The organism is Cutibacterium avidum ATCC 25577 (assembly GCF_000227295.1).
Lineage (GTDB): Bacteria > Actinomycetota > Actinomycetes > Propionibacteriales > Propionibacteriaceae > Cutibacterium > Cutibacterium avidum.
Map to the genome: position 1 here is coordinate 1,173,771 of NZ_JH165054.1, position 24,447 is coordinate 1,198,217.

Annotated in this window: 22 protein-coding genes; 7 read left to right on the forward strand and 15 right to left on the reverse strand. The window is 61.9% G+C overall.

Annotation, left to right across the window (positions count from 1 at the left end; translation table 11 throughout):
• The first annotated feature begins 37 nt into the window (after nucleotides 1-37).
• The 4 genes from HMPREF9153_RS05215 to HMPREF9153_RS05230 all read left to right on the forward strand — a co-directional run bounded on the left by HMPREF9153_RS05215 (nucleotide 38) and on the right by HMPREF9153_RS05230 (nucleotide 3,826).
• Nucleotides 38-250: a hypothetical protein gene (locus HMPREF9153_RS05215; RefSeq protein ID WP_004810125.1), complete on the forward strand. Its 213-nt coding sequence runs from the start codon at nucleotides 38-40 to the stop codon at nucleotides 248-250.
• 65 nt (nucleotides 251-315) lie between these two features.
• Nucleotides 316-624, forward strand: coding sequence for a TadE/TadG family type IV pilus assembly protein (locus tag HMPREF9153_RS05220; RefSeq protein ID WP_004810127.1), 309 nt, complete (start codon nucleotides 316-318; stop codon nucleotides 622-624).
• Nucleotides 621-1,058: a TadE/TadG family type IV pilus assembly protein gene (locus tag HMPREF9153_RS05225; protein ID WP_004810129.1), complete on the forward strand. Its 438-nt coding sequence runs from the start codon at nucleotides 621-623 to the stop codon at nucleotides 1,056-1,058. Before HMPREF9153_RS05220 ends, HMPREF9153_RS05225 begins: the two co-directional genes overlap by 4 nt.
• Entirely contained in the window at nucleotides 1,055-3,826 is a 2,772-nt protein-coding gene (locus HMPREF9153_RS05230) for an AfsR/SARP family transcriptional regulator (protein WP_036979623.1), read from the forward strand. Before HMPREF9153_RS05225 ends, HMPREF9153_RS05230 begins: the two co-directional genes overlap by 4 nt.
• 3 nt (nucleotides 3,827-3,829) lie before the next feature.
• Here the strand turns inward: HMPREF9153_RS05230 and HMPREF9153_RS05235 are convergent, their stop codons facing one another.
• Entirely contained in the window at nucleotides 3,830-5,173 is a 1,344-nt protein-coding gene (locus HMPREF9153_RS05235; RefSeq protein ID WP_004810133.1) for an MFS transporter, read from the reverse strand.
• 356 nt (nucleotides 5,174-5,529) lie between these two features.
• On the opposite strand from HMPREF9153_RS05235, the gene HMPREF9153_RS05240 reads away from it, so the two are divergent.
• Both HMPREF9153_RS05240 and HMPREF9153_RS05245 read left to right on the forward strand, forming a co-directional pair.
• Nucleotides 5,530-6,966 carry an APC family permease gene (locus HMPREF9153_RS05240; protein WP_004810135.1) on the forward strand — a complete coding sequence of 479 codons (1,437 nt, stop codon included), beginning with the start codon at nucleotides 5,530-5,532 and terminating at the stop codon, nucleotides 6,964-6,966.
• A 108-nt stretch (nucleotides 6,967-7,074) separates the two neighbouring features.
• Nucleotides 7,075-8,784 (forward strand): formate--tetrahydrofolate ligase, encoded by a 1,710-nt coding sequence (locus HMPREF9153_RS05245; protein ID WP_004810137.1) that lies wholly within the window; start codon nucleotides 7,075-7,077, stop codon nucleotides 8,782-8,784.
• Between the two features lie 74 nt (nucleotides 8,785-8,858).
• Here HMPREF9153_RS05245 and HMPREF9153_RS05250 read toward each other — a convergent pair whose 3' ends face one another.
• From HMPREF9153_RS05250 to HMPREF9153_RS05270, 5 genes are read right to left on the reverse strand one after another with little or no spacing between them, the layout of a single operon-like run.
• Entirely contained in the window at nucleotides 8,859-10,334 is a 1,476-nt protein-coding gene (locus tag HMPREF9153_RS05250) for an arylsulfatase (protein ID WP_004810140.1), read from the reverse strand.
• Nucleotides 10,335-10,352: 18 nt separating this feature from the next.
• Complete coding sequence (locus HMPREF9153_RS05255) at nucleotides 10,353-11,210, reverse strand: carbohydrate ABC transporter permease (RefSeq protein WP_004810142.1); 858 nt, start codon at nucleotides 11,208-11,210, stop codon at nucleotides 10,353-10,355.
• A complete protein-coding gene (locus tag HMPREF9153_RS05260) occupies nucleotides 11,207-12,100 on the reverse strand; it encodes a carbohydrate ABC transporter permease (RefSeq protein WP_004810145.1) in 894 nt (297 codons plus the stop codon). Before HMPREF9153_RS05260 ends, HMPREF9153_RS05255 begins: the two co-directional genes overlap by 4 nt.
• A 5-nt stretch (nucleotides 12,101-12,105) precedes the next feature.
• Complete coding sequence (locus HMPREF9153_RS05265) at nucleotides 12,106-13,410, reverse strand: ABC transporter substrate-binding protein (protein ID WP_004810147.1); 1,305 nt, start codon at nucleotides 13,408-13,410, stop codon at nucleotides 12,106-12,108.
• Between the two features lie 33 nt (nucleotides 13,411-13,443).
• Nucleotides 13,444-14,298 (reverse strand): substrate-binding domain-containing protein, encoded by an 855-nt coding sequence (locus HMPREF9153_RS05270; protein WP_169311830.1) that lies wholly within the window; start codon nucleotides 14,296-14,298, stop codon nucleotides 13,444-13,446.
• Nucleotides 14,299-14,653: 355 nt separating this feature from the next.
• Here HMPREF9153_RS05270 and HMPREF9153_RS05275 point away from each other — a divergent pair, with 355 nt between their 5' ends.
• Nucleotides 14,654-15,064 (forward strand): hypothetical protein, encoded by a 411-nt coding sequence (locus tag HMPREF9153_RS05275; RefSeq protein WP_036979625.1) that lies wholly within the window; start codon nucleotides 14,654-14,656, stop codon nucleotides 15,062-15,064.
• Between the two features lie 53 nt (nucleotides 15,065-15,117).
• Here the strand turns inward: HMPREF9153_RS05275 and HMPREF9153_RS05280 are convergent, their stop codons facing one another.
• The 9 genes from HMPREF9153_RS05280 to HMPREF9153_RS05315 all read right to left on the reverse strand — a co-directional run bounded on the left by HMPREF9153_RS05280 (nucleotide 15,118) and on the right by HMPREF9153_RS05315 (nucleotide 24,224).
• Complete coding sequence (locus tag HMPREF9153_RS05280; protein WP_004810152.1) at nucleotides 15,118-15,642, reverse strand: hypothetical protein; 525 nt, start codon at nucleotides 15,640-15,642, stop codon at nucleotides 15,118-15,120.
• Between the two features lie 24 nt (nucleotides 15,643-15,666).
• Complete coding sequence (locus HMPREF9153_RS05285; RefSeq protein ID WP_004810154.1) at nucleotides 15,667-16,338, reverse strand: RNA polymerase sigma factor; 672 nt, start codon at nucleotides 16,336-16,338, stop codon at nucleotides 15,667-15,669.
• 224 nt (nucleotides 16,339-16,562) lie between these two features.
• Nucleotides 16,563-19,040: an ABC transporter permease gene (locus HMPREF9153_RS05290; protein ID WP_004810158.1), complete on the reverse strand. Its 2,478-nt coding sequence runs from the start codon at nucleotides 19,038-19,040 to the stop codon at nucleotides 16,563-16,565.
• On the reverse strand, nucleotides 19,040-20,095 hold the full coding sequence (locus HMPREF9153_RS05295; RefSeq protein WP_370882827.1) for an ABC transporter ATP-binding protein: 1,056 nt from the start codon (nucleotides 20,093-20,095) through the stop codon (nucleotides 19,040-19,042). The genes HMPREF9153_RS05290 and HMPREF9153_RS05295 overlap by 1 nt, the downstream gene beginning before the upstream one ends.
• A gap of 128 nt (nucleotides 20,096-20,223) precedes the next feature.
• Nucleotides 20,224-20,880 (reverse strand): response regulator, encoded by a 657-nt coding sequence (locus HMPREF9153_RS05300; RefSeq protein WP_004810162.1) that lies wholly within the window; start codon nucleotides 20,878-20,880, stop codon nucleotides 20,224-20,226.
• Between the two features lie 18 nt (nucleotides 20,881-20,898).
• Nucleotides 20,899-21,045 (reverse strand): hypothetical protein, encoded by a 147-nt coding sequence (locus HMPREF9153_RS12460; protein ID WP_004810164.1) that lies wholly within the window; start codon nucleotides 21,043-21,045, stop codon nucleotides 20,899-20,901.
• Nucleotides 21,046-21,099: 54 nt separating this feature from the next.
• Nucleotides 21,100-21,924: a carbohydrate ABC transporter permease gene (locus HMPREF9153_RS05305; protein WP_004810166.1), complete on the reverse strand. Its 825-nt coding sequence runs from the start codon at nucleotides 21,922-21,924 to the stop codon at nucleotides 21,100-21,102.
• Nucleotides 21,921-22,817, reverse strand: coding sequence for a carbohydrate ABC transporter permease (locus tag HMPREF9153_RS05310; protein ID WP_036980043.1), 897 nt, complete (start codon nucleotides 22,815-22,817; stop codon nucleotides 21,921-21,923). The genes HMPREF9153_RS05305 and HMPREF9153_RS05310 overlap by 4 nt, the downstream gene beginning before the upstream one ends.
• Before the next feature lie 102 nt (nucleotides 22,818-22,919).
• Nucleotides 22,920-24,224, reverse strand: coding sequence for an ABC transporter substrate-binding protein (locus HMPREF9153_RS05315; RefSeq protein WP_004810170.1), 1,305 nt, complete (start codon nucleotides 24,222-24,224; stop codon nucleotides 22,920-22,922).
• Nucleotides 24,225-24,447: the final 223 nt, after the last annotated feature.

Below are 24,447 nucleotides of genomic sequence, written 5' to 3' on the forward strand. Positions count from 1 at the left end.
AACGGGGCCAGTGACGTCACCGGAAAGGCCGGTGCGAATGACCAAGGAGGTCGCCATGAAACATGTCAACACCGTCGCGTCCCTTGTCCTGCCGATGATGGCGGGCATCCCGCCGGTCGGCGAGAAGCGCGACGAGAGGGGACTCAGCCAATCAACCGAGAACGCCATCCTGCTGGTGGGGGCCGTGTCCATCGCAACGGTGGTCGTCACCGTGATCAAGGGGTACGTGACGTCGAACCTGCCGAAGTGAGGTCAAGGCAGGCGTATCGACGAGGCCGGGAGCGTGGGGTTTCTGAATCTCTCCAGTGGTCGCTGGTGTGGCCGGTGGTCCTGCTCGTGGTGGTCGGGGTCGTCCAGACCTCGGTCGTGCTGCAGGCTCGGGCCACAGCCACCGAGGCGGCTCGGGCGGCAGTCAGGGTACAAGCCTTACGTGGTTCCCATGCTGGTGATGCCGAAGCTGTCGCTCGGGACGTGGCCCAGACCTCCAAACTGGCCGATGTCACGGTACGGGTGTCGACCACTGACTCCCTGGTACGCGTTGACCTCGAGGGCAAGGCAGCGACCCTGTTTGGTGCCGTCGTCCCCGTCGAAGGTCACGCCGTTGCCGTTGAGGAGGGGACATGATTCGGCATGGTCAATTTCGGGGATACCAGCGTGGTGCAGTCGCCGTCGAGGCTGCGCTCATCCTGCCTAGTCTCCTCATGATTGCCGCAATGACGACAGGGGGTTGGCGGCTGTCCGAGGTACGGGCCGATGCCCAGTCGGCTGCCGAGGTAGCCGCTCGCGCGGGATCGGTCGCCTCGACGGTTGGTGAAGGCCATGCGGTAGGCCAGCGAGTCGCCATGACCGAACTTGCCGGAACCAGGTGCAGCGATCCTGCGATCATCATCGACTCATCGGCCCTTGCCCTGCCAGTAGGGTCCACGGGAGTCACCTCCGCCCGGGTGAGGTGCACTGTCCGGCTCTCCGACCTTCTCGTTCCGGGGATGCCGGGCGCCTTCCACGTCGAGTCGACGGCACATTCCACCGTCGATAGTCATCGGGAGCGACACGTATGAATGACGCATCTCTCCGCGCCCGAATGCGCGGTCTCGCGGCCTTCGTGGCCCTCATCATCCTTGTCCTCGGTTCCCCAGCTGCCCTGGTGGCATGGGGACGTCTCGACGCCACCACCCTGTTGCGTCCGTCAGGCTGGCTCACCCCTGATGACGGGACGATCCTTCTCGGGATTGCCACCGTCGTCGGCTGGCTGGCATGGGCGGTCTTCACGGTCTGTGTGGTCTCGGAGGCCGTCGGACTGGCGACCAGTCAGCGTCGCCACATCAAGCTTCCTGGGCTGGGCACAGTTCAGAGCATCGCGGCCGGACTACTCGTGGCGAGCCTGACAGTCCTGTCCCCTCTGACACGCTCGGCCGCTCCTCCCACCCCGGTGCCGATCGTGGCGACGGCTGCCGCGACGCCGCAGCCTGCAGACGAGGTGCAGGCGAGTGCTGAGGTTGAGCCGGCCCCGGACGAGGATGCCATGACGGTCACCGTCGGCCCCCATGACGACCTGTGGACGATAGCTGAAACCTGGTACGGAGACGGCACCTCATGGCGACGTATCGCGGCCGCCAATCCCGGGATCGACGTCGACCACCTGGCCGCCGGTCAGGAACTCGCTCTTCCCGGGGTCACCATGACCATCCCCAGTGGAAATACCGGTGCTGGCCATCCCCTCGATGCGGACCAGCTCGATCGGCTCACCCCGTCCGTTGACGACCATGACGTCCGAACTGTCACCGTTCAGGAAGGGGACACCCTCAGCGGGCTCGCACGCACCTGGCTCGGTGATGCCGCAGCCTGGCCGTCCCTCTGGCATCTCAATGAGGGAATCATCACAGACCCTGACCACATCGAGCCCGGCTGGGAGCTCGTCGTGCCTAACCCGGAACCTGAACAGGCCACGTCGACGTCAGTGCCCGACATGGACGAAGCTGCGATGACCGAGCCGGAGAAGGCTCTCCCCGGCCACGACGACGAGGCATCCGGTGCAGACATCGCTCAGAGCGCACTGCAGCCAGATGCGCCTCCCACAGATGTCCCGACTCCTCGCCCCGAGGAAGCGGTGGCTGCCGCCGGGCTAGGTCAGGACCCTGCCGAGATCCTCCGTACCGGGTTGGCGGGCCTGAGCCTATTCCTGGCCGGTGGAGTGGCCGGCACAATCGCTGCTCGACGGCAGCAGCAGCTCTTCACCCGCCCGCTGGGCCGACGAATTCCTACCGTGTCGGGACCGCCGCGTCGCGCCAAGAGGATGCTCGACACCGTGGCCGATCACGGGGACGAAGCAACGTCACGCGGTGACGACGCCGTCAGCACTGACCCTGTCAGCGTCGACACCCTGACGCCCACGACCGTCGTCCTGGGAACTACTGACCCACACACCCCAGTCGTGCTGGACCTTGCCGATATTGGCGGTCTCCTGGGTATTGACGCCACTGCTGAGTTGGCCTCCGCGGTGGTGGCATCGATCAGTCTGTCCCTCGTCGCAGCGCCATGGGCCGGCGGAATCGACATTGTCGCCGTCGGTGACGACCTCGCGTGGTTGTCACGGACCGGAAGTGACGATGTGCAGTGTGCTGATGCCGAGGAAATCGTCGAGGGACTGGCGGATCTGCCTGACGGTCCCAGTAGTCAGCACCCATCGATCACCAGGATCGTGTTGTCGTCTCAACCCCTCGAGCTTCCGAACCCGTCATCCGTGGTCGAGGCGGGAGTCGTCGTCGTCATGCCAGGCACATGTGGCCGGAGGGTCATCGTCACCGGCCCCGATCATGCCGAGCTGGATGGTCAGGCTTTCACACCCCAGATCGTCACCGCACCGATGCGCCGTGCCGTCGTCGAGCTGCTCGAAACCACTGCTCGAACTGATACCGAGCCTGCCCCCTGGTGGGAGCCACGGCGAGGGGAGGAGACGTCCAGCCCTCCGACGATGGTGGCCGAAACCTGCGCAGTACTGCCGCCCAGTGATGCCCATATGACCGTCGAGGAGGAACACGTGCTCACGCCAACTGCACTGAGTGATGTCGCTCAGTTGCCCGTCCCCGTCGGCGCAGTATCCTCTCCTGTCCTGCGCCTCCTTGGTCCGGTCGACCTTGTGGGAGCTCGCGGGAATCCGCCGACCAAGGCTCGGCGGCAATGCCTTGAGTACTGCGCCTGGTTGCTGTGCCATCCTGGCGCGCGATCGGTGCAGATGGCTGACGCCCTCATGGTCGCCGAACCGACCCGACGGTCCAACGTCTCCCGACTGCGGCGGTGGCTGGGTGCCGGTGATGACGGTCGGGCCTACCTGCCCGAGGGGTATGACGGGTCCCTGCGTCTGGCAGATGTCGTCAGTAGTGACTGGGAACGGCTTGAACTGCTTGTCGCGGGAGGGGTCTCGACGGCCCCGCTGGCCAATCTCATCTCGGCCCTGGACCTCGTTCGCGGTGCCCCGTTGGCTGACGCCGCTCCCGGTCAGTGGCACTGGGCCGAGGAATGGCGCATCGACATGATTCAGATGATCCGTGACATCGGGGTCGAGGTGGCCCGTCGAGCCATGGAGACCCGCGACCTTGAGCTGGCATCCCGGGCCTTGGCACGTGCCACCGTCGCCTGCCCTGAGGACGAAGTGCTGTTGGTGGCGCGCATCAAACTCGCTGACGAACTCGACGATCGTGGCGAGGTCGAACGGTTGGTCTACGTGCTGTCGCGGCAGGCTCGCCGTCTTGGCGTCGACTTGTCGGAGGAGACGATTTCGGTCCTCCAGGAGGTGATGGAAGGCCACGTGCGGGCCCGGGTGGTGTGAGCGTCACTCCTCAGGACTGCCGGTGGGAAGACCTCCCATGGCGCTGCCCTTGTCGAAGACATCGTCACCATGTGCGCGGGTGGCCAGGATGAAGATTCCGGCCACCACGAGGTAAGAGAGTGCCAGACCAATCATGTGCGGGCCAGACAGTCCGTGCACCGGAAGCACGAGGGCCGCCAGGGCGGAGCCTCCCACGAACAATGCGTTGTAGACCATGTCGTAGGCGATGAAGACTCGGCCCTTGTAACCATCAGAAACATGGGCCTGACAGATGGTGTCGACCCCGGCTTTCAGGGACTGGGCGAAAAGGCCGATGAGGAAGCCGGCGACCAGCAGACCCCAGCGGTTCGGGAGGGCCCCTGGGAAGGCCTGAATGACGGCGGTGCCGACCAGCAGGCTGATGAGGGCCTTCCTCATGCCCAGCCCGTGTACCAGCATCGGCATGAATCCGGCCGACAGTACGAAGCCGGCACCCATCGCCACCGCCCAGATCGTCATGTCAGCCATGGCCCCGTTGATGTCGGACTGTACGTGAAAACGGTTGCGGTAACCCAGGATCATGGCCACCGAATAGACGCCGAAGAGTGCCCGCTGGGCGCCGATGAGAGTGAGGGAATTGCCCACCAGGGGCACCTTTCCCAGGTAACGGAAGCCGTCGACGACCTCCTCGGCGACAGTACGCAGCGTTTGGGAGCGGTCCAGCAATGGTGGCCCGAGTTCTCGGCGCGAGAACTGAAGACCAAGTGCCACAGAAATCGCGAAGAGTACCGCGGAGATGCAGAAGATGATCGTGTCGGCATGGTGCACTGGCATGTAGCGTCCAGCAATCATTCGAACGGCGGCCGCGACGACGGCACCAATCATGAGTCCCAGGGGACCAATCGTCGGCATGATCGAGGAAGCCGTCAGGTAGTCGCGTTTGTCGATGGTGTACTCCAGCCCTGCCACCAACGCCGTGAGAAGGAAGCGGTTGAGGCTCATTGCAATGAGCAATCCGACGAGCAGGGCCAGGTGAGAGGGTCTGTCGCGTGCACCGTCCCAGACCAGGATCCCCAGCCCGATCGCGATGAGGCAGCGCAGGCCGTCGGTGTAGACGAGGATTCGCTGACGTGACCAACGGTCGAGAACGACAGAGATGAAGGGCCCGATGATGCTGAACGGCAGCAAGGTGATAGCCAGCACCATCGTGATCGACCATGCGTCAGGCTGCTGCTCGGGAGAGAGCAGCACGTAGGAGGCCATTCCCACCTGCAGGGTGCCATCGGCCGCCTGTGTCGCTACGCGGACTCCGAGAATCCTTCGAAAACCGTGGCGTCGCCACAGGTGGCGCAGGTTCTGCCAGAACACATGGTCTCCTTCGGGGCCGGCCTGCCTCGATCCTAGAGGGTCGTGTGAAGGAGATCCTGGGCGGATCCGTCGCTGGTTGCGCGCGCATGGCCGGTGGGGGACAGCCTGAAAAGGCCCTGGAACGCCATTTCATGAGGAGCTCAACAACAGGGGGTGTGGACTTGGGAAGGTAGAGCGGCTAGCTTCTAACCACTCGTATCGGTCGGCGTTGGATCGACGTCGGGGCTGTGTCCACCGCATGCACAGCCGCCCCACGGATGACTCATCGTTCTGCCCGCAACAATATATCGTTTTATGTAGCATAATTAATGCCCTGCAATGCAATGCGGCGTTGGGCTCACAATGAAGGAGGTGCCATGGCTGAACTCAAGAAGGGCCTAGGGTTCTTCCAGCTCCTCGCCCTCGGGGTGGCCGGGTTGATCGGCTCGAGTTGGATTTACACGAACTCGAAATTCTTCGACAAGTACGGTGCTGGCGGCATGATTTTCGGCATGCTCCTCGGAGGCTTGCTGGCATCCTGTGTGGCTCTGGCTTATAGCGAGTTGACAACGCTGTTTCCCCGAGCTGGGGGCGAAGTCGTCTACTCCTACGTCGGCCTCGGCAGAAGGGCATCCTTTACCACTGGTTGGCTCCTCATTGGCGCTTATCTTTCATCCACTGCTTTTTATGTGACAGCTTTCGGGTATCTTTTGGAAAAGATTTGGCCGAATTTGGGATCCGTGTCCCTGTATTCAGTCAACAGGGAATCAGTCGATATGACTGTATTGATAATCGGCGTCGTCCTGACCCTGATCATTGCGGCAATGAACTGGTTCGGAGTGAGCCTTTCCGGTCAGATCCAGACCGTTCTCTTCGTCGCCATGGTCGTCATCGGACTCGCCCTGGTCGTCACGGCGCTCGTCACTGGCAGCCCCAGCAACTTCATCCCGCCCTACCGAGCCGACGCCAATGCCCTCGGCGACACCCTCCGCTTCGTCGTGCCCGGTATGACCTACATGGCAGGCTTCGGGCTGGTGGCAGCACTGGCCGAGGACGCCGACATCCCTGCCCGCAAGATCGGTCGCATCACCGTTCTCACCGTCCTGACGGCCACCTTGTTCTACTGCTTGGTGCTGGCCTCCTCGGCCTGGATCCTTCCCTGGCAGGACGTCGCCAAGATGCACCTGGGCACCATCGATGCCTACACCACTGCCGGCTTCCCGATCCTCGGCTGGGGAGCCTGGATCATTGCCATTTGTGGTCTGTTGACGAGTTTCCTCGGCCTGTTCATGGCAATCTCCCGCATCGTCGTCGCGATGGCGAGGGCCAGGCTCCTTCCGGAGGGCCTCGCCGCAGTGGACGAGAAGAGTGGGGCCCCGCGCAGGGCCATCCTGCTCACCACTGTCATGACCTTGCTGTTGGGAGCCCTAGGCCCGGGCGCCATGCTGTGGTTCCTCGACACCGGTGGCATCTACCTCGGACTGGTGTGGATCATCGTCGTCATCACCCTGTCCGCCCTTCCGAAGAAGTACCCCCACCTGCGCTCCAAGTACCATGCCGGATGGTTGCCATGGGTGGGAGCTGTCGGCGCCCTCGTCACGGTCGTCATGGCGATCTGGCCGGGAACGAACACCTCGCTGGTGTGGCCTGGTGAGTACCTCGTCCTGCTCGTCTGGGCCGTCATCGGTTTCATCCTGTGGCGGCTGGCCAAGCCCATGGGGGAGGACGAGGCCCTCGGCAGCTTGCTCGGTTCCTACGCCGATGGCCTCAAGGAAAACCTGGGTGAGGTGGAGCAGACCCCGGCCAGGAGCTGACGATTCGTCGGGCCCTCCTGCCTCATGACGTCGCGCTCATGGGGCGGGAGACGGCGTGATTGCAATGTTGCTGTCCGTAAAGGTGTGCAAAGGGCCTGACAACGCGCCATGATTGGGGCCATGGCGATGAAGTCGGATCTGGACATTGCTCGTGAGGCCCACCTTGACCCCATCGAAAAGGTGGCAGCTCGGGCTGGCATCGAGGAAAGGTGCATCGAGCCCTACGGGCGCGATGTCGCCAAGGTTGATCTCGAGGTCATCAAGCAGAACAGGGATCGTCCGCGCGGCAAATACGTCGTCGTCACGGCCATCACCCCCACACCCCTTGGCGAAGGCAAGACGACCACTGCAGTCGGTCTGGCTCAAGGCTTGGAGAAGATCGGTAAGCGCAGCGTGCTCGCTCTGCGTCAACCCTCCATGGGCCCGACCTTCGGCATCAAGGGCGGTGCCGCTGGCGCCGGGTATTCCCAAGTGCTGCCGATGGAGAAGCTCAACCTGCACCTGACCGGTGATTTCCACGCCATTGGTGCGGCTCACAACCTGTTGGCCGCCATGATCGACAACCATCTGCACCACGGAAATGAGCTCGACATCGAGCCTCACTCCATCTCATGGCGTCGCGTCGTCGACATCAACGACCGGGCCCTTCGCAACACCATCGTCGGCCTCGGATCGCGAATTGACGGCATCCCCCGTCAGAGCGGATTCGACATCACTGCGGCCAGCGAGGTGGGCGTCATCCTGGCCCTGGCCACCTCACTCTCAGACCTGCGCGCCCGGCTGGGACGTATCGTCATCGGCTACAACCGCTCCAAGGAGCCAGTCACCGCGGAGGACCTGCATGCCGCCGGGTCGATGGCAGTCATCCTCAAGGACGCCATCAAGCCGAACCTGCTGCAGACCACCGAGAACAGCCCGGTGCTCGTCCACGCCGGCCCCTTCGGCAACATCGCCACGGGCAACTCGTCGGTCATCGCCGACCGCATCGGCATCGGCTGCGGTGACTACCTGCTGACGGAGGCCGGATTCGGCGCCGACATGGGCGCCGAGCGGTTTTTCAACATCAAGTGCCGCGTCGGTGGTATGCGCCCAGACGCCGCCGTCCTCGTCGTCACCGTGCGTGCCCTCAAGACCCATGCCGGTCGCTACAAGGTCGTTCCTGGAAAGCCACTGCCCCCGGCCATGCTCGAGGACAATCCGGACGACGTCCTCGCCGGTGCTGCCAACCTGCGCAAGCACATCGAGATCGTCCGAGACTTCGGCGTCTCCCCGGTGGTGGCCCTCAACGTCTTCCCGAGCGACCATCCCGACGAGATCGACGCCGTCCGTAAGGTGGCAGAGGTAGCCGGTGCTCACTTCGCCGCTTCGACCCATGTCGTCGACGGTGGCGACGGCGCCGTCGATCTGGCTCGCGCGGTCGTCGCGGCGTGCGACCAGAACACCGACTTCCGCTACACCTACAATCTCGAGGACTCCCTGGTCGACAAGCTCACCAAGGTGTCCACCAAGGTTTACGGGGCTGATGGGGTCGACATCGCTCCGGCCGCGGCCAAGGAGCTCGCCCATTTCGAGGATCTCGGCTACGGGAACTTCCCGGTCGTCATCGCCAAGACCCACCTGTCCCTGTCTCACGACCCCTCCCTCAAGGGGGCCCCGACCGGATGGCGTCTGCCTGTCCGCGAGGTGAGGGCCGCTGTGGGCGCCGGGTACATCTACGCGATCTGTGGTGACATGCGCACCATGCCGGGCCTGGGACGTCACCCGGCGGCCGAGCGCATCGACATCGATGACACCGGGGAGACCATCGGATTGTTCTGATCGAGTGTGATCCGCGGGGCTGCGGACATCATTCCTCGCCCCGCTTCTGTCGTGATCCTTGTCCTGGGGACGACTCAGCGTCCCTCGGTGGGCGGGGGAGTGGGATGGGTCAGCACACAACTCACCGGGCGTTCGGTCACGAGAGACCCGTCGCGGACGAATCCCTCCTCGCGGCCGGTGAGTTCGCCGATGAGGAGACGACGCCCCTTGTCGAGTAGGTCCGCACGGTCGTCCGACAGGTCATGGAGTTGGTGTGGATCCGCCGCAAGGTCGAAAAGCTGCTCCTCTCCAGATCCGGACATCCAGATGTACTGGTAGTCGTCCCACCAGATCCACTGCAGTGACTGGCCGAGCAGGACATGCTCGCCATGCAGGTGAGTGCGCCACGGCGACTCCCCATCGCGTAACAGTGGAAGGATCGAGCGGCCCTCGACCTTATCGGGGGTGTTCACTCCCGCACAGTCCAGCAAGGTGGGCATGACGTCGCGCAGCTCGACGAGTTCATCTACTCGGCTACCAGGGGTGATACCAGGCCCGGCAAGCAGGAACGGGATGTGGGTCGATCCCTGGTAAGGGTAACCCTTTCGCCACAGGTGATGGTCTCCCATCATGTCGCCGTGATCCGATATGAAGGCGATGTACGTGTTGTCAGCCACCCCGAATTCGCCCAAGACCTGACGTAGTCGGCTGATTTGGGTGTCGATATGGGTCATGTGACCGTAATAACCAGCCATCGCCCGACTGATGTCGCGTGGCCGGTACCGAGCGACGAGACTCGTCGGATCGGCGTCATTGCGCCAGTCGCTGAAGGTGTCCGACCAGTCCCCGACCGCCGGCGGTCGCAGCGGAGCCCCGTCATAGCGGTCGAAGGCCCACTGCGGCGGATCGTAGGGGGCGTGGGGACGGTGGAAGGACAGGTAGAGGAAGAATGGGGTAGTCGGGTCGCGGCGGTAGAACCACCGGGTCGCCTGGTTGACGACCCAGTTCGTCGGGTGCAGCCGCTCGGCCTTGTCCCAGGGCCGAGCAACTAGGGAATTGCACTCGATTCCGTCATCGATGTAATCCTTGTCACTGGCCGTCCCAGTCTGGTCGCGCAACCACACGAGATAGTCGTCATAGCAAGCCGGATCGCGGTGGCGTTGTCGGGAGTAGTGCAGGTACCCGTCGTGAAGTTCGATCTCGTCGAATCCGATGCGATTGCGCTCGGGCCAGTAGTGCATCTTTCCGATGGCACGGGTCTGGTAACCGGCGTCCGACAGGGTCGACGGCAGAGTGTCCTCGACGTCGAAAGTGACTCCGTCCTGGTAACCGACCCGACGATGGGTTCCCGCAGAGAGCCCCGTCATGAGGGACATCCTTGCCGGAACACACGTGGGCGTGGCCGAGTAGGCCCTTTCCACGACAGCCCCCTGACTCGCCAGCTGGTCGAGATACGGTGTCTCGACGTCAGGATGGCCCAGCCCGGAGAGGCAGTCACCCCTCCACTGGTCAGTACAGACGAGGACGATGTTGGGACGGTCAATCGCTGGTTGTTCGTGTTGGTCGTTCATGATGCGTCTTGCATATTCTCACTTGATTCCAGTCATGGTGATGCCCGTTACGATGTAGCGCTGGGTCGCCACGAAGAGGGCACACACTGGGACGAACAGCATGAGGGATCCCATGGCCGTCAGGTTCCACAGTGTGAAGCTCTCGCGGTTGAACGACGACAACCCAATGGTGAGGGTTCTCATGGCCTCGGACTGAGTGGCGATGAGCGGCCAGAGGAACTCATTCATCTGGAAGACAAATGTGAACAGTCCCAATACCGTCAGAGCCGGCTTGTTCTGAGGCAGGACGATCGATCGGTAGATGCGGAGTTCCCCCGCACCGTCGACACGTGCGGCTTCAACGAGGGAGTCCGGGATACCTGCCATCGACTGACGCATCAGGAAGATCGAGAATGCGCTCATCAAGAATGGCGTGACGAGCCCTTGGTAGGTGTCCAACCATCCAATCTGACTGAACTTGACATATAGCGGAATCATTCGAACGAAGAACGGGATCATCATCGTCGAGAGTATGAGGACGAAGACAGCGTTCTTGCCTGGGAACTCAAATTTCGCGAAGGCATACCCGACCAACGGCGCGAAGATGAGGTGTGACAGCGTGATGAGGCCTGCGACGAGGACAGAGTTGAGGAAGAACCTTCCGAATGGGGCAGCCTCGAAGAGGCGGGTGATGTTGACCCATTGCCATGATGACGGAATGAGAACGGCTTTTCCTCCCGTTGCCTCCGCGTCCGACTGGAAAGCCAGACTCACCATGTATACGAGGGGGGCTATCGCAATAAGCGCTGCAATCCATACGAGGACGAGTGAGACAACCCTCGCTCCGGGAAAGAGCTGCTCGGATCGATGCCTGGCCTGAGCAGATGTGGTGCTCACAAGATCGCCTCCTTCATTCGTCCCACCCGCAACTGAATTATTGAGAGAGCGACGATCACAACGAGCAGTAGGAATGACATCGCAGACGCATATCCCAGGTTTCCACTAGTGAAGGTCTCACAGTATACCTGATACACATACAGGGATGTCTCATTCCCGGGGCCACCATTGGTGACGATGTATGGTAGTCCAAATTGTTGGAGTGAACCGATCATTCCGACGAGGACAACGAACAATGTCGTCGGTGCGAGCATAGGAAGAGTGATTTTCCATAACCGCTTCGATGCTGAGGCGCCGTCAATTCTGGCAGCCTCGTGAAGCTGAGGATCAATGGATTGAAGACCGGCCAGGAAGAGCAGCATGACGTAGCCGGATTCCTGCCACACCGTGATACCGACGAGGGTAGCCAGTGGGGCGGTCGTCAGCCAGTTCTGTTGGGGTAGTCCGAGATCGCCGAGAACGGCATTGAGGATGCCAGTGTTTGAGTCGAGGATGTTCCTCCACATCAAGCCAATGATGGCGACCGAGGTCATGTACGGCGTCAGGATTGCTGTCCTTGCGATGGTACGGCCCTTGAAATTCTGGTTGAGCACCAGGGCCAGGATTAGGCCGATGATCGAGGACAAGATGAGGCAGGAGGCCGCGTAGATGATCGTGATCCCAAATGAATGCCACATTTCAGAGTCGTGAATGATATTAACGTAGTTTCTTCCGCCCACCGGGGTGAGCTTGGTGAAACCCGTGGTGAAAGAAAGTCTGAACTCATCGATGATTGGCAGGAAGAAGAACAACGCGAAATATATGAGGGCCGGAGCTATGAACAGGTACGCTGTCCGATAGCGACGCCAGGAGAACTTGCGCCCGTATGGCTCCGGGGATGTCTTTGTCATCACATTCACCTGCTAAGGAGCTTTCCCACCGTCTTGTTGTAGATGGCAACCTCCGAACGGGGATCTTTGTTGGACAGGATGACGTTCTCGTACATGACCTTTCCCGCATCGGCGATCTTGGCCATGTTCTGGTTCGGCCAATATGCCCGGTCGGGAGCAACGGCGAGATCTCGGGCGGTTGCGACGACGCGCATGTTGGGGTCGTTCTGGACGACGTCTGATTTGGCCCACGACTTGCGGGAACATGCCATTCCGACTTCCTTGGTCACCTGCGCCTGAACGTCGGCATCGGTGAGAACCTTGATGAGTTCCCAGCACAGATCGGCGTTCTGGCTCTTGGTGGGGATCATGAGGCCGGAGCCGGTGATGGTGGTCTTCTGCTCCTTGTGCTTGAGGGGAGCCCCGATGATGAGCGGGAAATTCTTGTCCTCAGTGCGGACGGCTGAGATGTCCCAAGGACCCGTGATGATAAAGCCGCACCTCTTGGACGTGAGCAGCTTGCGGGGGCCTGAATACTCGCTGGATGCGACCGGGGTAGGGGAGACCTTGTGTTTGTAGACGAGGTCGCGCTGGAAAACCATGGCCTCAACGGCGGCGTCCGCTGGCTGCATCGGTGTTGACTTATCGGCTGTGTACTTGACCCCGTTCTGCAGGAGCCAAGGCGTGCCGTACGAGCTGTCGTTGTTGAGGGCGCATCCGTGCTCAACACCAGATGCTTGGATGCGCTTGGTGGCCTCGAGGAATTCTTCCCAGGTAGTAGGCATGGGAACTTTGGCCTTGGCGAGCATTTCCGAGTTGGCGAAGACGAGCCCGCCCATGGTCAGGTGCATCGGGACGGCGTAGGTCTTTCCGCTGGCCTGGCGCACATCGAGGCCAGCGGGAACGAAGTCGTCCAGGAATCCCTTGTCCTTCTTGATGTAGTCGTCGAAGGCCATGATGTTGCCGTCGTTGCCGAATCGCGTAGCCCAGAATCCGCCCGGCTCCTCTGTGATGTCCGGGGTGGTGCCGGAGAGGAAATCAGCAGTGAGCTTTTGTTGCAGATCAGGCCATTGGAAGGTCTGGATGGTCACCTTGACCTTGTGTTCCTGCTCAAACTTGGAAATGACTCGCTTGTACGGTGCGAAGTCGTGGCCCGCAGAAAGGTAGAACAGGATTTCCTTCCCTGTCCGCTCGCCTGAGTGTGAGGAGGAATCGTTGAATGAGCCTACGCCAGAGGAAGGCGAGCATCCGGTGAGGTTGCTGACGACAGCAGTCGATCCAAGCGCAACTGCTCCGGTGAGGAGGGATCGTCGGGACAGAGGGGTGTGCATCGTTGCAATCTCTCTTTCTTGGTGTGGTGATTTTTAGTTCGAGGTGCTTCCTCGAGAAAACAGTTTCCAGGGAACAGGAATCTGACTGGCGTCAGCTGTCCCGTCGATTCGGTGCCAGAAATGGCGCATGATATCGTCGATTTCTGAGGTGTCGAGACCGAGCGAGCTCAGGGAAGGGTCCATATCCAGCGACTCGGCCGAATGTCCGGTGCCAACGACGGCGATGTCGTTGGGGACGTCGATATGGAGGGATTGGGCCGCCAGCATGAGGCCGATGGCGGTGCGATCTGAGGCGCAGTAAACAGCGTCAGGAAGAGAACTCGTCGTCTGAAGTGCCTCAAGTGCTGCGCGGAAGACATCCCCGAGGAAGGGGCTGGAGGTGAAGAGGAGCTGTGGAGTGCGTGCATGACTTGCCTGGAAGTCCCGGTACATCTCCCAGCGGGGATCGAGCTCGCACTCTTCGCGCGTCGGGAGCTGCCCAGCAAAAGCCACGGAACTTCTACCAGTCTCGGCAAGGGTAGTCAGAGCGCACGACACGCCTTCGCGCTCATTGATCACGACGTGGTCGTATCCTTTGCCGCCGGGTTCACCGCCGACGAGGAGGGTCGGTATCAGTGCCTCTGGTTGGGTCTTGAGGACCTGGGCGATTCCCGGGCGAGAAAAGGCAACGATCGCGGCATCACATGCGCCCGCTCGGATGAGCTTGTTGATGGGGCTGATATCGCCATCGGCGATCGCGACGCTGACGAGCTGGTGGTCGTGCTCGGACAACCTGCGCGATGCGCGGAGTTGGAAACGCTCAACGAACCGGTCCAGCGGAGCGTCATGGAACAAGGCGACTGTGCGGGACTTGCCCAGCCGTAATGACCTCGCTGCGCGGTTTCGCACGTACCCGAGATCACGGGCAGCCTTACGTACCCGTTCTTGGGTTTCTGGGGTGAATCTTTCGGAGTGGTGACTGTCGGACAGTACCTACGAGGCGGTCGACACCGAGACCCCTGCTCGGGCAGCTACGTCAACGAGTCCGACATGTCGTGCCATGTGTCTCTCCTGTGAGTAATCGGGCACGCCTGTGTGTCCGACTGTGTCCGAGATTCAGAGTAGAGACCCCAGAACAGTTGAGTCAATCGTTTGAATCAAACGATTGAATAAGTGTGAAAAAGTAGGCACTAGATGGGATCCGTAGTTTTCCTGCGTAGCCCTGCTCAAGGGGTACCGACCATCTGACCTGTAGACGGTCGCCGTGCCGTACCCTCAATCCGTGACCAGCAAACGCGCCGAGGACGCCCGACTCCGCATCGAACTCGAGGAGAGGGCGCGGCGTCAGGAAGCTGCTCAGGCTCAGCGACTCATCGACGACTTCCTTGCTGCGGCTCGGGCCAGGGGCATGACACCCGAGCCGTTGCGGGCCCAGCTCATGGATGGCCATGAGGCGCGGACGGACAGACGAGGCTGGTATCTCAACGCCAAGCATTCCCTGGCCATCGGCGAGAACGGCGAGTATTACCAGCTTGTCGTCCCGGGTGGCTTCATGGAGCGGGTGCGTGGGGTCAAGCTGGAGCCCTCCTCACCGCCAATGCACATTGGTCGCGGCGGACGTGACGGTGAGACCGGCGATCTCAAGGAGTTTCTGGGCTGGCTGCTGGCCGATTGAGCTGTTCTGGTGGACGAGAGGCCGTCGCTGCTGCGACTCCCTCGGAATTACGGTCACCCTTCGACGGCGGCTGGTGTCGTCTGTCGGTGTGACCTAGCGCGACGCCGGCGTTGGGATCTGAGGGAATCACGCCAGAACCAGGCCGCCATGAGGACAGCACAGGCCAGGAATCCCCACGGGACGAGGCGCAGGCCGAGGATGGTGTGATCACGCACGGCGACAATGGCATCCTCGGGATTTCCTGAGGTGGATCGGACGACCAGATCGACCTGCTGCCCGACCTGGTACTTCCTGACATTGCGATACGGATTCGACGGCACGGTGTCGGTGACACCGTGATAGGTGTACTTGATGGCGGCGACGTTGCCGCCCTCGGTGTGCATGAGATACCTGGTGGCTCCGGTATTGACGGGGTCGTGCAGGTACACGGCTGTGACGGTTCCCTGGATGACCTGACTGTTGCGAATGAAATCGTCACTGCGTTCGGCCAGCACCAGGTACAGGCAGCCCACCGTGGTCAGGTAGATGACCCCCAACAGGGCCATGACACGTTTGAACTTCGTCACGGCGAACAGCATACGTCGCAGGCATAAGAATCCTATTCATGACGCGGCGAGCAACTCGTCACGGCGCTTCCTCATGGCTCGACTCGCTCGCGAGCACCGGGCACGCACTGCCTCTGGACTCATCCCGTGACGTCGTGCTGCGGACGCGGAATCCAAAGCGTCCACCCACACGCTGCGCAGGACCGGCGCGCTGACTGAGGTGATGATTCCCAATTCCTCGGCGGCGGTGAGCAGTTCCGAGGCGACCTGGCCGGGGTCGTCCGGCATCTCAGGCGCACTCATGTCCACGACCTCGACCGGGGTTTCCCTGCTCGTCCCGCGTAGCCTCGCTGAGACGACGTGCAGACAGTCCAAGGCCAGATTCGTGCACACCTTGTAGTTGCGCGTCAGTGGGAAATTGACGATGACCAGCCACGCCTGACCGACGTAATCGTCCAGACATGCCCGCCGATTCCTGCTTGCCATGACGACGAGGGCTGGCAGGATCGCCTGGATCAGCGCCATCCCGGCGAATTCCGATGTCTGGCCAGCGCCACTGCGAGCGGCGATGAGGGCTCGGATGGCAGCCGCGTCGTCGGTACGTAGCGTCCGGGGCAGGTCCTCGGGCTCACACCCGGCGCAGAGGAGATTGGCACGCCATTCGGCGCGGGGGTGGGCGCACATCTCGGCCCAGTGGGAGTCCAGACGGCGGTGGATCATCATTGTCATGGCAGCACCTCTCGGGATCGGCGATGACCCAAGTCCATCGACGGGACGTTGCCCACGGTGTTGCCTGCCGGGGTCAGGGTGTTGCCCATGTGACGCTCAGTGTTGTCCGTCTTCACGTGAGTGTTGTCCGGTGGGCGTCACGACAAGACTCCCCACCAAGAGGACCGGCCGTGCCCCGAAGGACACGGCCGGTCGTCGTCACGCAGATCGGGCGGTGGAAACTCTCACTCGTCTGTCAACGCCTCAGTGGGGGCAGCCATGGCGGCGCGTCGGCCCGGGAGGACCGAGGCGAGGCAAGCCGCCGCCAAGCAGATTGCGATGAGACCGAGGGTCCAGGGCCAGTCGATCGAGAAGTGCACCGGAATCGTGTCCGAGGCCACCCGGAATATAGACCGGATGCCCAGCCAGGCGAAGTAGAACCCTGCCACCATTCCGACGATGACACCGACCATACCGACCTGGATCGACTCGTAGAGCAGCATCAGCCGTAGTCCGCGCCGCTGCATGCCCATGGCCCGCAGCAGCGCCGACTCGCGCCGTCGTTCCAGTACCGACAGGCTCAAGGTATTGGCCACACCGATGAGGGCGATGAGCACGGCAACACCCAGCAGAGCCGTCATGACGATGAGCAGGGCCTTGAGGATCAGCTCGACGATGCCGCCGATGAGGGCACCGCCGCCAACATCCATGTGCTGCGAATCGATGCTCGTCGACGGGGAGATCATCACCGTCAGCACCGAGGCCAGATTGCTCCGGTCCTCGAGGTGGACCCAGGCAGCCTGGTCGCCCACGGAGGGAACGATCTTATTCATGTCCCTTTCGGTGACCAGGATGTCGTTGTAGGGGAGTCCGTTGACCTCCTTGACATCGAGAGACACCTTTCCCTTGGAGGACGAGAAGTCCATCGTCTTCGGTGAGTTGCCCATCGATGTCATCAGCGCGACCCCAGGTCTCATCTCCTTGGCAATCGAGGGCGCGACCTTGGCAATCTTGTCCTTGTCGGCGGAAACGATGTGGGTCTGAGGAGAGACATCCGTCTCGACGAACCCGCCCTTGAGGATGACGGAGTCCTTGACGTTCGGCAGGTTCTGCACTGACTTGATAGCCGACGGGTCGAGGGTTCCCACCTTGGGCTCGTCGCTGTTGGGGTCATGGCTGGGACTGTTCGTGAAGGTGATGTCGATCGGATAGTGCTCGTCGATCTGGTCCATGACCGTCGTCCGCGTCGTGGAGATGCCGACCTGCAGGGTCACCGACAGCCCGATGGCCAGCATGAGGGCCACCGCCGTCAGGGAGGTACGCGTCGGGTTGCGCGTGGCATTGGAGGTCGACAGCCGGGCTGTTGACCCCAGTGGACGCAACAGGAGCCCGAACCCCTTGATGAGCCACGGCACATACAACGGTGTGGCGATAAGGAAGGCCAGCGACAGGCAGGCGGCCGACAGGACGGCCCAACCGATGATTCCGTTGCCGTGCCCGGTGATCGCCACCACGGAGGTGATGACTCCGATCACTGTAAGCAGGGAACAGATGATGATCCGTGCCAGTCCGACCCGGCGCCTCTGCTCCACCGTCGGAACCGGGCGCAGCGCCTCCAGAGGTGCCACACGAGTGGCTCGAAGCGCCGGCAGGAAGGCGGCCAGGACGGTGATGACGATGCCAATGAAGAACTCAATGACGATGTCCTTCCAGGGCCATTCCAGCCCGAAGGCCAAGGCGCCCGTGTAGGCAGTGCCAGCTACCGTCAGCAGGATTCCGAGCACGACACCCAAGGCCGAGCCGATGACACCCAACAGGATCGCCTCGCCGAGAACTCGTCTCCTCACCTGGCTGCTCGACGCTCCGACAGCCCGCATGAGACCGATCTGACGGCGTCGTTGGGCCAACAGGATGAGGAAGGTCGTCGTGATGATGATCGCGCCCACCAGCAGAGCGATGGCCCCGAAGACCATCAGCAGGTACTTGGTGACATCGAATCCCTGAGCCAGGTCAGTGACGGTCTTCTTCTGATGGTCAGCCGCGGTCTCGATCGTCGATCCTTGCCCCTTGGTGACGTTGAACTCGGGGGTGCCCTTGACGGTGGGCAGCGTCTTTTCAAGGTTGGTGACGAGCTGTTCGGGAGTCGTCCCGTCCTTGGCCTTGACGATCCAGGTGTCAGGGAATTGGCTGACGTCCTCGCTGCTGTAGGCCGGAGCGGTCTGCAGGGCGTCCGCGTCGTCGGTGATTCCCACCACCTTGATGTTCTTACCGGTGATGTCGACGGTGTCCCCGACACTGACGTGCAGGTTCTCGGCCGCCGCCTTGGACAGCGCGATCTGACCGGGTCCTGATGGCCAGTTGCCCGAGGTCACCGAGGACCAACGGAACGGTTCTGCCGGCGTCTTGTGGACATCAATCATCGTGGAGTCCCGGCCATGAGAAGCGGCCATGGTGGTGGACTGGACGATGTCGACGGTCCGGACGCCGGGAGTGTCGCGAATCCCCTGAGTGATGTCCTTGGGATTGGTCTCGGTGTCGGCGCTGTAGACGACGACGTCAGCCTTCGAGGTGGCGACCGCCTGCTCCTTGCCCAAGGCCGTTCCTTGGGTCCGTACGAACATCGAGATGCCGACGAGGAACCCGACGGAGACCGCGATGGCAATGAGGGTTGCGGCCATCCTGCCTGGACGCTGACGCAACTCCCGGAAAGCCTCGGTGAACATCAGCCCTCCAACCCGGCCATCGCCTCGTTGACCGCCTCGGCGGTGGGGGAGGCGATGTCGTCGACGATGCGACCGTCCAGCAGCATGAGGACGCGGTCGGCATAGGAGGCAGCCTTGGCGTCGTGAGTGACCATAATGATCGTCTGACCCAGGTCGTCGACACAGTGGCGCAGGTAGCTCAGCAGGTTCGTTCCCGACTTGGAGTCTAGGGCTCCGGTGGGCTCGTCAGCGAAGACGACATGCGGCTTGGTGATCATGGCGCGGGCGCAGGCGACGCGTTGTTGCTGACCACCCGATAGCTCCGAGGGACGGTGCTTGAGGCGATCAGCGATGCCCAGACCGGTGATGAGCTGATCCCACAGGGCCTTGTCAGGCTTACGCCCGGCCAGGTCGAGGGGGAGCAGGATGTTCTCCTCAGCGGTGAGCATCGGCAGCAGGTTGAACGACTGGAAGATGAAGCCGACATTGTCGCGGCGCAGGGTCGTCAACTTGGGGTCTGGAAGGCCCGAGATCTCCTGGCCAGCCAGGAACACTCGACCGGAGGTGATTCGGTCCAGGCCGGCGAGGCAGTGCATGAGGGTTGACTTGCCGGATCCGGACGGGCCCATGATCGCGGTGAAGGTGCCGCGGGTGAAGCGAACGTTGATGGAATCCAGGGCGGTGACCCGAGTCTCCCCGTCCCCATAGACCTTGGTCAGGTCGATACCAGCGGCAGCGTCCGTCTCGACGGGGGTGTTCAACATCCCAGGAGCCAGATCGTCAGAACGGGCTGAGCTGGTGGCGCGGGAAGGCTGGGCGGACTCAGCCCGTGTCGGGAAGGTTCCGGTGGCGTGAGCCGGTTGAGGATCAGGCGATTGTGGTCGTACCCGCGGCTGACTCAGCTGCTGGTCCTGCTCCCCGCCGCGCTGGGGCGAGGGCTTGGCCCAGGCCGATGGGGCGCCCTGCTCAGAGGGGACACCGTGTTGCGGGGACTCGAGGGATCCCGGCTCGCCGGGGGCGGCGTGGCTCGGCTGCCAGGGCTCGTCAGATTCGTAAGGTCGGTTCTGGTCGCTCATGATGCCTTTCATGGTTCCCGAAGGGGGGCATCGACAGGTGGACGATGCCCCTCACGCCTTAGGTGACGTGAATAATAATGTGGACGCTGGGAGCATCCAATATCGAATATATGTCCGGTCTGAAGTTGTCAGATGAGACCGACTTCATGGGCAAACAACACGAGGCCCACCCGGTCCCGGCACTCCAATTTCGATAGTAGCCGACCAATGTGAGTTTTCACGGTCCCCTCTGCCATGTAGAGAGTTTGGGCGATCTCGGCGTTCGTCGCCCCCTTGGCGATCTCCACCAACACCTCCCGCTCGCGGTCCGTCAGCACCGCCAGCCTCTTGTCGGCAGCCTTGGGATCACTGGGCAGGGTGGGCACGACGTGGTCGAGCAGGCGTCGAGTGGCAGATGGGGCGACGACCGCGTCACCAGCAGCGACGTTGCGGATCGCGCTCAACAGCTCAGTGGGGCGGGCATCCTTGAGGAGGAATCCGGATGCGCCAGCCTTGAGGGCGGCGTAGACGTACTCGTCGAGGTCGAAGGTGGTGAGAATCAGCACCTTGGTGTCCAGTGGCGATTCAGTGATACGCCGGGTGGCCTCGACACCGTCCATCTGTGGCATCCGGATGTCCATGAGGGCAACGTCGACCGGCATTCGCCGCAGCACGTCGAGGGCTTCGACGCCGCTGGACGCCTCCGCGACAACCTCCATGTCGTCCTCGGCCTCGATGAGCATGCGGAATCCCGAGCGGACGAGGGACTGGTCGTCGACAAGGATGACGCGGATCGGATCAGGCATGGCACCTCCAGTTGTTCGTCAGTCGGAGTTTACCGATTGCGTGCCGTGCAGGAATTTGTCGATCTCCGGATTCGCTGGGTTGTCATCGTCGCCACACCAGGTCTCGGCGAATCGCTCCAGACGCTCATCGGTCGAGCGAAGAAGGAGGAGCCCCACTATGGCCATCGCGCGGTTCGATCAACAGAGCTGCGGCCGCAGTCGGTCGTGTTTCGATGCGGTTCAGCTCTTGACTGCTCCCTCCGAAATACCGGCGATGAGTTGCTTGGCGCCGACGGCAAACACGAGCAACAGCGGGACGACGGCGATGAGCGAGGAGGCCATGAGCATGCCGTAGTCGGTGCCGTGTGCTGTCTTGAGCTGGCTCAGTGCCACCTGCAGAGTCAGCTTGCTGGGATCGTTGAGGACGATGAGGGGCCACATGAAGTCATTCCACGAGCCGATGAAGGTGAAGATCCCCAGGAACGCCATTGCAGGACGGATGATGGGCACGCACACGTGCGCGTACTGGCGCCAGAACCCGCAGCCATCGAGGGTCGCTGCTTCCATGAGTTCCTTCGGGATGGCGTTGGTGGCGTACTGGCGCAGCCAAAACACTCCGAACGAACTTGCCAGGGAGGGCACGATGACGGCCTTGAGATCGCCGACCCACCCGATCTTGCTCATGAGGACGAACTGCGGGATCGTCGCTAGCTGGATGGGCAACAGGAAGGTCGCCAGGACTACAGCGAAGAGCACTTTCCTACCGGGAAAATTGAACTTGGCGAAGGCGAAGGCTGCCAGTGAGGAGATGAGCAGCACGAGTACCGAAACCGTTATCGCCACCAGGGCTGTGTTGGTCATGGCCGCCCAGATGTTGATCTTGTCAGTGATGGTGTGGACGTTTTCGCCCAGACGGTCGCCAGGGGTGAGCACTGGCGGGTACTTGTAGATCACCGAGGAAGGCTGGCTGGCCAGCACGAACATCCAATAGAACGGGAACAGCGAAACCAGCCCGCCCAAGGCGAGGAAGATGTGCCTCAGGGCCGTACCCACATGCCGTCTCATCGCGCCACCTCGCGATCATGCTCGCGGGTGACGAGCCAGTTGATGATCGAGAAGAACAGCACGACGACAAACACTCCCCAGGCGATTGTCGCGCCGTAGCCGTACCGGTTCTCCTGGAAAGCCACCGAGTAGAAATAGAGCACCATCGTGAGACCAGAGTTGTTCACCCCACCCGCAGAGGCTGCCCCGGTGGATCCGGAGCTGGTGATCACCTGGGCTTCGGTGAAGCTCTGCAACGAACCGATCGTCGACATGAGGGTGATGAACAGGACGATGGCTCGAAGCTGCGGCAAAGTGACGTGGAAGAATGTGCGCCACCCGTTCGCCCCGTCGATGGCGGCTGCCTCGTACTGACTCTTGTCGATAGCTTGCAGTCCGGCGAGGATGAGCAGAGCGTTATACCCGACGAATGACCAGATCGTCAGCGACGAGATCGCGATCTTGATGCCCCATTCGCTTTGCAACCAGGCGATGTTCGACTGGCCGAGCATGTTGCGGATAGCGTTTGCGAGCCCGAACTGGCTGGCGAAGATCGAGCTGAACAGAATGCCCATGGCCACCATCGACGTAATGTTCGGCACGAGGTAGATGACCCGGTACGTCGTGGAGAAGCGCATTGTCTTGTTCAGCATGAGGGCGACGATCGTGGCGATGATGAGCGTCGGGATCGTGCCCATCGCCCACAGAATGAGCGTGTTGCCCAGTGACTTGTAGAACAGGTGGTCGCTGACCAGATACTTGAAATTCTCCAGACCGACGAAGTTCGCGCTGCCCAACCCTGACCAGTCGGTGAACGCGAGCAGCAGGGTGAAGATCATCGGTACAGCCGCGAAGATGAGGAAGAAGAAGAAATACGGACTCAGCGCGGCGTAGATCGGTAGGGCTTTGCGCATCCGCCGGCCCACGGACGAGCGGCGCAGCTCGTCTGTGGGCACGGCTTCAATCGTGGTGTTCGCAGAATTCATCTCGTCACAGAACTCATTCGGAAAGCTGCCTCACTTGACGGTGAGATGGAGCTGTTTGGCGATCCGTTTGGCCTCGGAGACGGCGTCGTTCCAGGCGGTCTCCGGGTTCTTGTGCGAGGACTCGACCTGCTCCAACTGGGCCCGGAACGGAGCGGACACGGCATCGGAGTGCGAGTCTTCGTAGATCGGACGTACCGACTCAGCAGCCTTTCCGAAGACCTTCGCGGCATGCTGCCCACCGAGAAACTCCACTGGCCCGGACACCTTCGGATCATCGTAGGCTTTCGGAGAGACGGGGAAGTTGCCGTTGTGGACGTACTCGCGCACCTGGGATTCCACGCTGAGCAGTTCGCGGATCGCTTCGAACGAGGCCTTGGGATCGGATGCCCCAGCAGGGATGGACAGGAACGAGCCGCCCTGGTTGATGGCTGGTCCGGGGTGAGCACAGACTCGCCACTTGCCCTTTGTCTCGGGAGCGTCAACCATGAGGTCGGCCAGGTGCCAGGAGGCACCGAAGTCGGCGGGTAGGCGTCCCTCGTTGACGGCGGCGGTGGAATCGGACGTGTCGGACTGGATTCCGGCGATGATGCCGGCCTTGAACGCCTTGACGGTGGTGTCCCAGGCCTTGCGGACGTGGTCCTGATCGCCGATGAAGGTCTTCTTCTCGTCAATGAATCCCTTGCCCGATTGCGGCCAGATCGTGTCGAACAAGCCTGCCGAGTTACGCACGAGGTAGGTCTTGTCCTTGGCCGCCCGGAGCTTGGTGCCGAGCTCGATGTAGGCGTCCCAGCTGGTGATCTGGGCGGCGAGCTTGTCGGGGTCGGCGGGCAGTTTGGCCTGCTCGAAGATGTCGGCCCGATAGAACAGGGCCGTCGGGCCAATGTCGGAAGGAATGCCGAGCTGCTTGCCGTCGGTGGTGGAGGCCTGGTCCCACTTCCAATCCAGGAAGGTGGGCTTGAGGTCCTTGGCACCCAGAGTGTTGAGGTCGACGAAGTACTTGGCGTGGTCGCGGAAGAAGGCGATGTCCTCACCCTTGACGCCGGTGATGTCAGGCAGGCCGGAGCCAGCAGTGAACGTCGTGGTGAGCTTTTGCTTGAAATCGCCGCCGATGATGTCCTGACGCACGCTGTAGGACGAGTGCGCCTTGGAGACGGCAGCCAGCGTCTGCTTGTCGAATCCTTCCGGCCAGATCCATAGGACGAGCTTCTTGGCGTCACCGGCACCCTTGCCGGACGTGGGATCGGCGGAGGTCGAGCATCCGGTTAATGCCGACATTCCCAACATGCTCAGTCCGGCAAAGCTGCCGGTGAGCAGACGACGACGCGACAAATTCATGAGATCCCTCCTGGGGTTGAACGGAAATCGTCACTGACAAAATCGCTCAATAATGTTCATTATGGAGGTGGGTTCCGAACTGACTCTCGATGATGTGAACGTCATGCAAGGGGAGTTTGGGCTCTTCTACCCGCCAGTGGTTCAGGGTGTCACGACTGTGTGTACCTGAGGTTAACTGTAGGTGATATCCAGAAAACAACCTTGTCAATGCTTGATTCGAGTA